General features: G+C 50.3%; 12 protein-coding genes. 3 read left to right on the forward strand and 9 right to left on the reverse strand.

The genetic code is table 11. The features are described 5' to 3' along the window. The coding region (locus JW883_13085; GenBank protein MBN1843200.1) for a hypothetical protein at nucleotides 1-209 on the forward strand (209 nt) is incomplete at its 5' end. A gap of 112 nt (nucleotides 210-321) precedes the next feature. On the opposite strand, the gene JW883_13090 is transcribed toward JW883_13085, so the two are convergent. The 5 genes from JW883_13090 to JW883_13110 form a co-directional block, all read right to left on the reverse strand. Then, nucleotides 322-1,206 (reverse strand): branched-chain amino acid ABC transporter permease, encoded by an 885-nt coding sequence (locus tag JW883_13090; GenBank protein ID MBN1843201.1) that lies wholly within the window; start codon nucleotides 1,204-1,206, stop codon nucleotides 322-324. A gap of 117 nt (nucleotides 1,207-1,323) precedes the next feature. After that, a complete protein-coding gene (locus tag JW883_13095) occupies nucleotides 1,324-1,692 on the reverse strand; it encodes a four helix bundle protein (GenBank protein ID MBN1843202.1) in 369 nt (122 codons plus the stop codon). Nucleotides 1,693-1,785: 93 nt separating this feature from the next. Continuing rightward, nucleotides 1,786-3,693 (reverse strand): AMP-binding protein, encoded by a 1,908-nt coding sequence (locus tag JW883_13100; GenBank protein MBN1843203.1) that lies wholly within the window; start codon nucleotides 3,691-3,693, stop codon nucleotides 1,786-1,788. A 16-nt stretch (nucleotides 3,694-3,709) separates the two neighbouring features. Beyond that, nucleotides 3,710-4,510 (reverse strand): ABC transporter ATP-binding protein, encoded by an 801-nt coding sequence (locus JW883_13105; GenBank protein ID MBN1843204.1) that lies wholly within the window; start codon nucleotides 4,508-4,510, stop codon nucleotides 3,710-3,712. 272 nt (nucleotides 4,511-4,782) lie between these two features. Then, nucleotides 4,783-5,967: a pyridoxal phosphate-dependent aminotransferase gene (locus JW883_13110; GenBank protein MBN1843205.1), complete on the reverse strand. Its 1,185-nt coding sequence runs from the start codon at nucleotides 5,965-5,967 to the stop codon at nucleotides 4,783-4,785. Between the two features lie 141 nt (nucleotides 5,968-6,108). On the opposite strand from JW883_13110, the gene JW883_13115 reads away from it, so the two are divergent. After that, nucleotides 6,109-7,101 carry a ketoacyl-ACP synthase III gene (locus tag JW883_13115; GenBank protein MBN1843206.1) on the forward strand — a complete coding sequence of 331 codons (993 nt, stop codon included), beginning with the start codon at nucleotides 6,109-6,111 and terminating at the stop codon, nucleotides 7,099-7,101. Here the strand turns inward: JW883_13115 and JW883_13120 are convergent. The 4 genes from JW883_13120 to JW883_13135 form a co-directional block, all read right to left on the reverse strand. After that, nucleotides 7,098-7,319 carry a NifU family protein gene (locus JW883_13120; protein ID MBN1843207.1) on the reverse strand — a complete coding sequence of 74 codons (222 nt, stop codon included), beginning with the start codon at nucleotides 7,317-7,319 and terminating at the stop codon, nucleotides 7,098-7,100. The genes JW883_13115 and JW883_13120 overlap by 4 nt on opposite strands. A gap of 87 nt (nucleotides 7,320-7,406) precedes the next feature. Then, entirely contained in the window at nucleotides 7,407-8,516 is a 1,110-nt protein-coding gene (gene tgt / locus JW883_13125; protein MBN1843208.1) for a tRNA guanosine(34) transglycosylase Tgt, read from the reverse strand. A gap of 15 nt (nucleotides 8,517-8,531) precedes the next feature. After that, complete coding sequence (gene queA / locus JW883_13130) at nucleotides 8,532-9,641, reverse strand: tRNA preQ1(34) S-adenosylmethionine ribosyltransferase-isomerase QueA (protein MBN1843209.1); 1,110 nt, start codon at nucleotides 9,639-9,641, stop codon at nucleotides 8,532-8,534. A gap of 4 nt (nucleotides 9,642-9,645) precedes the next feature. Continuing rightward, nucleotides 9,646-9,831: a DUF2065 domain-containing protein gene (locus JW883_13135; protein MBN1843210.1), complete on the reverse strand. Its 186-nt coding sequence runs from the start codon at nucleotides 9,829-9,831 to the stop codon at nucleotides 9,646-9,648. Between the two features lie 325 nt (nucleotides 9,832-10,156). Between JW883_13135 and JW883_13140 the strand changes: the two genes are divergently transcribed. Next, nucleotides 10,157-11,763, forward strand: a 1,607-nt coding sequence (locus tag JW883_13140; GenBank protein ID MBN1843211.1) for an AMP-binding protein, incomplete at its 3' end; no start/stop codon positions are given.

The following is an 11,763-nucleotide window of genomic DNA, read 5'->3' on the forward strand; positions in this document are numbered from 1 at the left end:
ATGAAAAACGAATATCCAATACCGATTCAGCCGTCGTAGCTAAAGCTACTATGGCGAAGTCGGCACATTCAACCTGTCGAGAGCCTCAAGGTCGTGCGACGGCTATTTCTATTTCTTTTCAGCCCTTCGACCCCGCTCAGGGCCGTGAGTCCCTCGACTTGGCTCGGGACCGTGAGCCTGTCGAACGGCCTGTCAAACGGCCGTTTTGATACTCGTAATGAAAATCTTAATTAATTCTTCTGTTTCTTGTTTTCCTATTCAACATTCGATGTTGAACGTTCGATGTTCGATGTTCATTTTTTTGTAACCGTGAACGGTTACCTACACCCTTTCAATCCTCTCCCAGCCCCAGAGCCCGTAAGGCTTAAAAAGCAAGAAAATAGCCATAAAAGCAAAGGGCGCTATCTCTTTCACACCACCAGGGAAGAACCTGTCAAGGTAAGCCCCGCACAGATTCTGAAGTACTCCTATGATGATCCCGCCAACAATGGCTCCAGGCACGGAATTGAGCCCTCCAAGCACTACTGCCGGCAGAACCAGTAGTCCCAGATAGCCCACGGAAATATTCAGGCCGTTGATGTTTCCCAAAAGAGTGCCCCCAACCCCGGCTGCCATGAAGGCTATGGCCCAGGCCGTAGCATAAACAAACCTGGCGCTAATCCCAAGGGACAAGGCGGCCATTTCATCATCTGCCGTGGCCTGCATGGCCAGGCCCCAGCGGGTGTATTGAAAGAAACCTACAAATATACACAGGAGAACAATGGCAGCCACAAAACTCCACAGATAGACCTGGCCGATGACCAGCGGTCCAATGTGGATCGGCTCCAATGAAAAAACAGGGGGCGTAAACACACGGGTATCGGTCCCCCATATGAACTCCACAACCCCTTTGAAAAAAAATGAAAGCCCCACCGTAACCATAATGACCGTCAGGATCGGTTCTCCGATGAGTCTGTCCAGAAAGATCCTTTCAGTCAAGATCCCCAAGATGAACCCAATGATCAGCGAAAAAAGAAGGGCAAGGAGAAAAGGAACACCCATGGAATAGAAGCTCAAGGAGACATAGGCCCCGATGAGAGTCAGTTCGCCCATGGCCAGATTGAGCACTCCTGAACACTTATATATCAGGACCCATCCAAGGGCTACGAGGGCATAGATGCCTCCCACCATGATACCGGTGGTTAAGGTCATTAGGAAAAGTTCCATAGTCTGCTCCCCTTTCTCTAACCGTTCACGGAATTTCTGAAATCCCAAATTCCAAGCATCAAATTACAAATAAATCCCAAATCTCAAGCATCAAATTACAAATACCAATGACCTGAACTATTTTGATTTTCCCAGTATTGATGAAAATATCTTTTTCAATTCATTTGCCTCTTGTGTCAAGCTTTGGGCATCATCAGCATTCTCTAACCTGTTCGTCTCATGAATTAATCTGATCCAATAGGCGCTTTCTTTTGCTTCTTTACGGCTTATTTTCATCCTCATTAAGAAGTCTTTTTTGCTTAATGATTCGTTGGCCTCCCTGTAATTTGCGCCGACTGAACCGGAGGCTTTCACCACTTGTTTGCCATCCTCAATATTTGCAATTGTCTTCGGCAACGCCTTAACGAAAAGCCTAACAGCTTTAGCGAATTGGAATGTTCTTTCTTCAAGATCATATGTTGGTTTGGAATTTTGAATTTCGGTCATTGGAATTTGTTTGTTATTTCAGATTTGTTATTTGAGATTTCCGCTAACTGAACTATTCCTACTCCCTACCGCCTACTCCCTACTGCTTACTGCTTACGCGCTCACCTTACGAATTTGCAGATCCGTCTTTATGCGCGACTTCCGCCCATCTTCGTACGTAATCGTGGTGTCAATATGAACAACATCTGTCTCAGAATAAAGGGCGTTTACGATTTCCTCATACCTCTTTTCCACAAAGGCCCGGCGCAGTTTTCTGGTCCTTGTAAGCTCATCATCATCAGCGTCAAACTCCTTGTAAAGATTGATGAATTTTCTTATCCTGGCCACTTCGGGAAGGTCTTTGTTGGCCTGCCGGATTTGTTTTTCTGCCAGATCATAGACTTCTGGCTTCTGAGAAAGTTCCGGATAACTCGTATAGCTAAGCTTTTTTTCATCTGCCCACTTGCCCACCACAGCATAGTCGATGCAGATAACCGCAGTCACGTAATCTCTCTTGTCTCCGATGACCCATGAATCCCTCAAATAGGGACTGAACTTTAGGCGGGTCTCCAAATATTGAGGCGAAAAAGGTCTGCCGTCCCTGAGTGTCATAACGTCCTTGGAACGGTCGAAAACCACCAGGTGACCCTCTTCATCTATAAAGCCCCTGTCACCGGAATAAAGCCACCCTTCCTTCAAGGTTTCTTCCGTGGCTTCGGGATTCTTGTAATATCCCAGGAACACAGACGGGCTCCTTGATAAGATTTCGCCGTCCTCGGCAATCTTGACCTCGGTCTCAGGCAGGGCTATGCCGACAGTATCAAATTTGATGTCTCCATCTCGATGGACCACGGAAATGCCGGCAATCTCCGTCTGCCCGTAAATCTGTTTCAGGTTCACCCCCAGAGCGTGAAAAAAACGAAAGTGATCCGGGCCCATGGCAGCCCCTCCAGAGTAAGCATAGCGCACACGGGACAGTCCCAGGTGGTCCTTTAGCTTTTTCTGCACGCTTATGTGGGCCAGCCATTTGAGGCATCTCCAGTACCACGGAACCCTGCTTTTCTGGAATCGAAGGTCGGCAACATGATAGCCGATCTTAGCGGCTAGGTCGAAAATCTTTCTCTTTGCCCATGAAGCATCCAGGTGCTTGACTTGAACCGTGCGAGTCATCTGCTCGTAGAGGCGCGGGGGAGCAAACATGACGTGAGGGCCGATCTCACGGATGTTTTCCTGGGCAGTGTCGGGCTCTTCCGGAAAATTTATGGTAAAGCCTATCTGGAGGCCGCAAGAAATCGACATCATCTGCTCGCCGATCCAGGCAAAGGGAAGGTATGAGACAAAATCATCCGTTTGATGGCACGGGTCTACGGACATGAGGCTGTTGCCCATACTCAGCAGGTTCCAGTGAGATAGCAAAGCCCCTTTTGGCAAAGCCGTGGTGCCTGAAGTATAAAAGAGCAAGGCCACTTCATTACCGTGGCCTTTACGGATCATATCTTCAAATAGACCCGGCTCCTTCTGTTCAAGCTCTCTGCCCAAATGTTCAACCTCTTTTATACTTATCAGGCAATTCTGATGGTAGTTACGCATCCCTTTGGGATCATCCCAGATGATCTTTTCAAGATTGGGACATTCATCGAGAATGGAAAGGGCCTTGTCCACCTCTTCCTGGCCTTCACCAAACAGGAATTTTGCGTCGGAATGGCCGACAATATACTTGACCTCGTCAATAAGGCAATCCTGAAACAACCATACGCCCACTCCACGGGCACACAAAGTAGCCATCTCGGCCCATAACCCTTCGGGACGGTTGTCGCCGATCATGGCAACCTTGTCCCCATCCTTAAGGCCAAGACTAACAAGACCCAAAGCGAGGTATTTGACATTTTCCAGGTAGTCATGCCAGGTGATGGGTCTCCATATGCCAAACTCCTTCTCCCGCATGGCGACCTTGCCCTTGCCATAGGCCTTTGCCCGTTGCAAGAACAGTTTTGGAATTGTTAAGTCCTTCGTAACCTCCATGCCGACAAGCCCTATTTTACCTCCGCGTGGCGTACAAATCCTCTTCACCCAGGTACGCCTTGATCACCTCGGGGTGGTTTTGCACCTCCTCCGGGGTGCCGTCAATAATCTTGTTTCCGAAGTTGAGCACAAACACATGATCGGAAATATCCATGACCACGCCCATGTCATGTTCCACCAGGACACAGGTAACCTTCCAGCGCTCCTCTTCGTTAACGTCTAAAATGAAGCGAGCCATGTCCTCGACTTCTTCAAGATTAAGGCCGGCCAAAGGTTCATCCAGGATCAATACCTCGGGCTGCAATGCAAGCGCGCGTCCCAACTCGACCCGCTTTTGAAGACCGTAAGGGAGCATGCCGACGGGTTTGTCCCTGATGTGCTCGATCTCCAGAAGATCAATGATCTCCTCTTCGATAAACTCCCGGTGCATAATCTCTTCGCGCGCGGTTTTGCCCAAGTACAAGGCCCCACGGAGCATGCCGGATTTGAGATGGATATGGCGACCGAGGCGAATGTTATCGATGACTGTCATCCCGCCAAAGACCTCAACCTTCTGAAAGGTCCTGGCAATGCCCAGTTCGGCCCGCTCATAAGGCTTGAGTTTATCAATGCTCTGTCCCTTAAAATAGATATTTCCCTTCTGTGGACGGTAAAGCCCATTTATGCAATTCATCATTACCGTCTTGCCGGCCCCGTTCGGTCCGATAATGGAATGTATCTCCCTTTTTCTTACTTCCAGGCTTATACCTGCCAGGGCGCCGACCCTTCCGAAATACATGTGAACATCCTCCAATTCCAAGAGGACGTCACCCTCCATGATCTCACTTGGCACAAACAACTGTATTGGTCTCCCTTTGCCGAATAAATTCATCGGCCAATCTAATCTGTCACTTCTGAAGTTCGCGTCTTCAGGTCCGCCTTGGGCGGGACTCCTTGGAATGACAACGAATTGTTCGTATCAGAGGAGTTGCCGCAAATTGTCGAGGACTTGCGATACCCTCCCGTAAACGCTTGTTCTTAGTTGAAAAAACGTACCTTGTCAAGAACACATTGAGCTATTTTTCCCTCTCAAAGCGCCAGAATACGACATCAAGCTTGAAATCGCTTGAGAACCCGGTTAAAGCCGGGCATGGCTTTCGTGATGGTGTTGTCATCCACACAAAAGGCAATGCGAAAAAAACCGGGAGACCCGAACCCCCTGCCCGGCACAGTCAAGATCAACTCCTCCTGCAAGGCCCTGACAAAGGCTACGTCATCGGCAATGGGGCTTTTGGGAAAAAGGTAGAATGCGCCTTTTGGCATGATGAATTCGTACCCACACGTTGAGAGGCCATCGCACAGGAGATCCCTCTTTGCCTGGTAAACCCCTGCATCAACTGAGACGCCCTGTAAGGATCCAATGGCCCGTTGCATCAAGGCCGGAGCGTTTACATAGCCCAAGATGCGATTGGCAAGTGTCATGCCGGCCAGAAGATCGTTTCTGTAAGTTGCTTCAGGGTTTACCACCAAAAAGCCTATCCGCTCCCCCGGGATTGAAAGATCTTTTGAATAAGACGTGACAATCATAGTCTCGCAATAAAGGGGAAACAGCGAGGGCACCCGCACTCCGTCAAAGGCGATCTTTCGGTAAGGTTCATCGGAGATAAGATAAAGCGTCCGTTTTGATCTGCGACCCTCATCTTGCAAGAGCGCGCCAAGTTGCCTGAGGCTTTCCTCAGAATAGACTTGACCCGAAGGGTTATTCGGCGAATTGATAAGAACGGCCTTGGTTTTTGGCGTGATGGCGTCCTTGATTGTCTCAAGGTCAAGGGTGAAATCCGATTTGCTTGGCACAGTCCTGAGCGTTCCCCCGTGATTATCTACATAAAAATCGTACTCCACAAAATAAGGGGCCGGCGTAATGACCTCATCACCTGAATTCAGGATTGCCTTCAGGATCACATTCAGGGCGCCGGCAGCCCCACAGGTCATAATGATGTCATCTGCTGTAATCGCAACGCCCTGTTCCTTGGAGAGGAACTCTGCAACCGCCTTTCTTACAGACGGATATCCTGTATTTGGCATGTAGGCATGGTATCCAGGCTCTGAGGCCTTTGCCACGTCGATGAGAACCTCTTTAAAGCGGGCAGGTGGTTCAAGGTTTGGGTTCCCCAAACTGAAATCAAAGACATTCTCGACGCCACACTTTGCCTTGAGCTGAGCGCCTTCCTCAAACATCTTTCGAATCCACGAGGACTTTTCCAGAATTGTGTGAATCTTTTCAGCGATGGTCATGGCCATTTCTCCCCAAAAATCTTGTTATAGGATCTTTTCGCTGTTTTCTATGGCGAAAAAAACATGACACGTCATCTCTTTCGTGGTAAAAAAACCGTCAAAGCTTCATCAATCTCAGAAAAACAAGAGGTAGCATTCATCATGATAAGAGCACGTATCGTTGGCACAGGTTCCACTACTCCAAAGAGGATCCTTACGAATAAGGACCTGGAGGCAATTGTGGACACAAGCGACGACTGGATAATACGGCGTACAGGAATCAAGGAGCGACGCATTTCCACAAACGGACGAGGCGAAAACACATCGGAATTGGCTACTGTGGCGTCACTAAAGGCCCTGGAAATGGGCGGCATTTTGCCTGGAGACCTTGATATGATTGTTGTAGGCACGGTGACACCAGACCGTCAATTCCCATCTGCCGCGTGTTTTGTGCAAAAGGCGCTCAACGCCAGCAAAGCCGTGGCCTTTGACGTGTCTGCCGGATGTTCGGGTTTCCTTTACGGCCTCTCTATCGCGAATAATGCCATTGCCACCGGAACCTGCAAGAACGCCCTGGCCATTGGAGCCGAACGTCTTTCGTCCATCACAAATTGGGAAGATCGAAGCACCTGCGTCTTGTTAGGCGACGGGGCCGGCGCCGTGGTTCTCACGCCCAGTACAAACGACGATGGGATTCTTTCAACCCACCTACAGTCGGACGGGAATTTCTGGAACCTCCTTTACTCCTATGACGAGAGGTCCAAGATTCCCGAAATCCTGGATACGATCGAAGGAAAGCCGTTTTCTTTAAGAATGGAAGGAAATCGGCTTTTCAAAAAAGCGGTAACCTGCCTGGCTGACATTGCCGCCGCGGCTCTGGAACACAATGGGCTCTCCTGTAATGACATCAAATTATTGGTCCCACATCAAGCCAACCTCAGAATTATCCGGGCTATGGCTGAAAGGCTGACGATCCCCATGGAACGGGTCTATACGAATATTGAGAAGTATGGCAATACCTCTTCCGCCACAATACCGATTGCCCTGGACGAGGCCAACCGAGAAGGCTTGCTAAAACAGGGTGACCATGTCCTTCTGGTGACATTTGGAGCTGGCCTAACCTGGGGAGCGTCCATAGTGAAGTGGTCCTTTTAGTCGACCCCCTCTACGCGGTCTACTTCCGGAACTTCTTTTTTGAGGAATTTCTCGATTCCGTTTTTCAAAGTCATCTGAGACATGGGACAGCCCTTGCACGCCCCCTGAAGACGAACCTTTACCACCCCGTTATCAACGCTTACCAGTTCCACATCCCCGCCGTCAGCCTGTAGCATGGGCCGTATCTTGTCGATAACCGCTTGAACCTCTTCCTGCATCGTTGCATATCCTCCTTTGGATTTTCAGATTGTCGTTACCATAAACGCAGTCGCTGTTTTTTGCAACCGGTATTACGCTAACCCACCTCACCCGCTCCTCTGCGCGTAAAACTCCCTCTTGAAAAGAGCAAAGCTTCCCTCGCGGATGGCCTCTCGCATCTTGCTCATAAGGGTCATGAAGTAATGGATATTATGGATACTATTTAAACGCTGGGCAAGAATCTCTTTTGCCATGAAAAGGTGGCGCAAATAGGCCCGTGAGTAATTCCTGCACGTATAGCAAGAACAGTCGGCTTCCACCGCTCTTTCGTCGTCCCGATACCGGGCATTGCAAATGTTCAAAGTCCCGGTGCGGACAAAAAGCTGGCCGTTTCTTGCATTGCGAGTGGGAATCACACAATCAAACATGTCCGTGCCGAGTGAAACAAGTTCTACCAGATCTTCCGGCGCTCCTACGCCCATGACATATCGGGGAAGCAAGTCCGGAAGGAGCGGAAGGGTGAAGGCGCAAACATCAAGCATTGCGTCCTTTGGCTCCCCAACACTCAAACCGCCCAAGGCATATCCGTCAAAGCCCATGTCAGTGAGGGCCTTGACACCCTGGGATCGAAGGTCTTGAAACATGCCTCCTTGAACAATCCCGAAAAGAGATCCACTGTTCTTATTGCGGCTTTCTTTGCAGCGCCTTGCCCAGTCGATACTCAAAGTCAAAGACTTACTGGCATCCGCGGCAGTGGCTGGATACGGTGTGCACTCATCAAGACACATCATGATGTCAGAGTTCAAGGCCTCCTGGATCTCAATAGCCTTTTCCGGTGTCAAAAGGTGTCTTGAGCCGTCCAGGTGGGACTGGAAAGTGACTCCACGCTCAGAAATCTCCCTGAGCTTTGCCAGACTAAAGACCTGGTAGCCACCACTGTCCGTCAGGATAGGGCCGTCCCAGTGCATGAACCGGTGAAGCCCGCCGAGGTTGGATATGACATCGTGTCCGGGACGAAGGTAAAGGTGATATGTATTGGCCAGGACGATTTGGACCCCTAGATCGCAAAGCTCCTCAGGCGTGAGGGATTTGACCGTGGCCTGAGTGCCCACAGGCATAAAAGCCGGGGTGTCGACGGGCCCATGGGCGGTATCAATCCTGCCCAGCCTGGCGCTGTTTTCTGATGATCTATGTATGATCTCGAATGAAAAAGTCATAGTTGTCGGTTTGGCCTAACATATCAACATCGCATCTCCGTAGCTGTAGAAACGGTATTTCGTGTCGATTGCTTCCTGATAGGCATCCAGGATAAACTCCCGGCCTGCAAAGGCTGAAACCAGCATCAACAATGTGCTTTCGGGAAGATGGAAATTGGTAATTAAGGCGTCGATTATCTTGAACCGAAAGCCGGGATAGACAAAAAGGTCACACTTGCCCGATCCGGGCGCCACACGGCATGCCCTGTCAGATGCATATTCGAGCACCCGCACGGATGTAGTGCCCACCGCAATGATACGCCGGCCATCAGCCTTGGCTTGGTTGATGGCCAGGGCAGTTCTGTCTGTAAGTTCGTATGTCTCAGAATGGATTTTGTGTTGCCTGATATCCGAAACCCGCACTGGCAGAAATGTCCCGTAGCCCACATGAAGCGTGATGGCAATGACCTCAACGCCCAGATCGGTGAGCCCCTCAAGGAGATCGGGCGAGAAGTGGAGCCCGGCAGTGGGCGCTGCCACAGCCCCTTCTTTTTTGGCGTAAACGGTTTGGTAAGCCTGATAATCGTCACACGGTGGGACTCCTTGCCCGTTCCTCTTGATATATGGGGGAAGAGGGATCTCGCCTATTCTTTCCAGGAGGGCGCCAAAGTCTCCCTGGAAACGAAAAGCCATTCTGAACACGCCTCTCGCGCCTTCCAGGACAGTTGCCCTGAGCCCTCCGGCAAAGCAGATCTCTGATCCCGGACGGGGAGGCTTGGATGCCTTGACCAAACACTCACCAATAAAGTCACCTGAACCCTGTGATCCTGACGTCTGACCCTTCTTTGCTCCCTGAACGATTATCTGTTCTTGTTGTATATCTCCTGCATAGTCGAGAAGCAGGACCTCAACCTTTCCCCCGGTCTCCTTGGCGCCCTTGAGTCTACCCTTAACAACACGGGTGTTATTTACGACCAGAAGGTCTCCTGGACGAAGCAGCCCCAACAGATCTCTAAAAGAATGGTGAGATATTTTATGGCCCATCCTTTCCAGGAGCATGAGACGGGATTGATCCCGGCGGGACGCGGGCGCCTGGGCAATCAGCTCTTGAGGAAGAGTGTAATCGTAGTCACTCAGGAGATACATCTGTTCACGACCGTCCAAAATAGATCAAACCAAGTCCGGCCATCATCAGGAGGAATCCCGTGATCCTGACAGTTGAATCCGGCAACTCAGCCATTTTTCTAATCCACACTTTCATCCTTGCAGGGGCGGCGAAATAAGGAAGCCCCTCCACTATCATGACCATCCCAAGCACACACAGAAAATATTCCATCCTATCCCTCACAGTTCGTTTTGGGCATTAGTCCGTTATTAACGAGATTCGTGTTTTTTCTGCCAGAAAATATTCGCGATACACCGTTTTTCGATACTGACAAATAATTGAGGGATTGAGGAATTCCGCGATTGAGGAATTAAAAGTACGCGGCACCATTCAATTCCCAAATTCCCCAATTCGCAATTCCTCAATTCTGGTCTATCCGGGTTAGGTTATAGTATTCCGTCACTTGCTTTGTCAAAAGAAAAGCCGGCCGTCCCGTTTGCCTTTTCAGGGGACATCTGGTAAGAAAATTCAAAATGATCCGGACTGAAAGGAAGCTATGAAAGAGTCAGAAATCATTTGGAAACCTACTAAGCAATATATTGAAGGGTCCAATGTGAAGGACTTCATGGAGCAATGGGGAATCAGGACGTACAAAGAACTGTATCAGAAATCCGTAAAGGACATTAAATGGTTCTGGCCCGCCGTCATGGACTATTTGGGCGTCCACTGGCACAGGAGATACGACACGGTCCTGGATCTTGACGGTTCCAGGTCCTTTGAGAGAGCGCGCTGGTTTGTGGGAGGCAAGCTCAGCATTGCCTATAATTGTCTGGACCGCCATGCCGTGGACCCTTGCTCAAAAAATCGCCTGGCTTTTATCTGGGAGGCCGAAGACGGCACGGTGGGAAAATGGACCTACCTGGATGTTCATGTGGCCGCCAACCAGTGTGCCAATGCCCTGAAGTCCCTGGGTGTGAAGAAAGGCGTGGCGGTTGGTCTGTATATGCCCATGATCCCCGAACTTATCGTGGCTTTCTGGGCCTGCATGAAATTGGGGGCGCCCATCATTCCGATATTTTCAGGTTTTGGGGCAAAACCCTTGGGTGTGAGGCTGGCAGACGCCAAGGCAAGGGTTCTCCTGACCGCAGATGTGGGTTTCTACAAGAAAAAACCCGTTCCCCTTAAGGCGACGTGTGACAAAGCCGCCAAAGGTGTACCGAGTCTCCGTCATGTCGTGGTGGTCAGCCGGCAGAAAGACGACAAAGTCCCCTGGGTGAAAGGCCGCGACATATGGTGGCACGATCTGGCGCCAAAGCAATCCTCAGAATTTGAAACTGCTGTCCTCGATGCCGAAGACCTTGCCATGATTCTTTATTCGTCCGGCACCACGGGCAAGCCAAAAGGAACGCTCCATCGCGTTGGGGGCGTCTTGGCGCAGGTTGTCAAGGAGCTGGGTTTTCACTTTGACGTGAAACCTGACGCCAGATTTTTTTGGATCACGAACATCGGTTGGATGATGGGACCGTGGGAAGTCATAGGGGTCCAGCATTTTGGAGGTTGCTACCTAATATATGACGGGAATCCCCTGTATCCGAATCACGAGCGGGTCCTTGACATGGTCACACGCCACAGGCTCACGCACCTGGGCCTTTCTCCCACTTACGGTCGAAGCTTGAAAACAAAAGGAGAGGAATGGATAAGAAAATATGACCTGTCTTCTCTGAAATTCCTCGGCTCCACAGGGGAGCCTTTTGACCCTGAAAGTTACATGTGGGTCTTTGAAAATATCGGGCAGGGTCGCGCGCCCATCATAAATATCAGCGGTGGAACAGAGATGTGTGGCTGCCTGGTCTCTCCCTCCCCCCTTACCCCGCTTAAACCCTGTTCTGTTGGGATGCCCGGGTTGGGCATGGCCATCGGGATCGCCGACGATGACGGCAAGCTGATCAGTGTGGGCAAGGGGCACCTTGTCCTCCTAAAGCCGGCGCCATCACTGACCAGGGGATTTCTTGGCGACTGGCAGCGCTACATTGACACTTATTTTTCATGGGAGACTAATCCTGATGTCTGGTACCACGGAGACTACATAAAGAGGGACAAGGACGGACAACTCACCCTCCACGGCAGGTCGGACGACACCATCAATGTGGCAGGTGTTCGCAC

It is taken from the genome of Deltaproteobacteria bacterium, assembly GCA_016930875.1.
In the GTDB taxonomy this organism is placed as follows: domain Bacteria; phylum Desulfobacterota; class Desulfobacteria; order Desulfobacterales.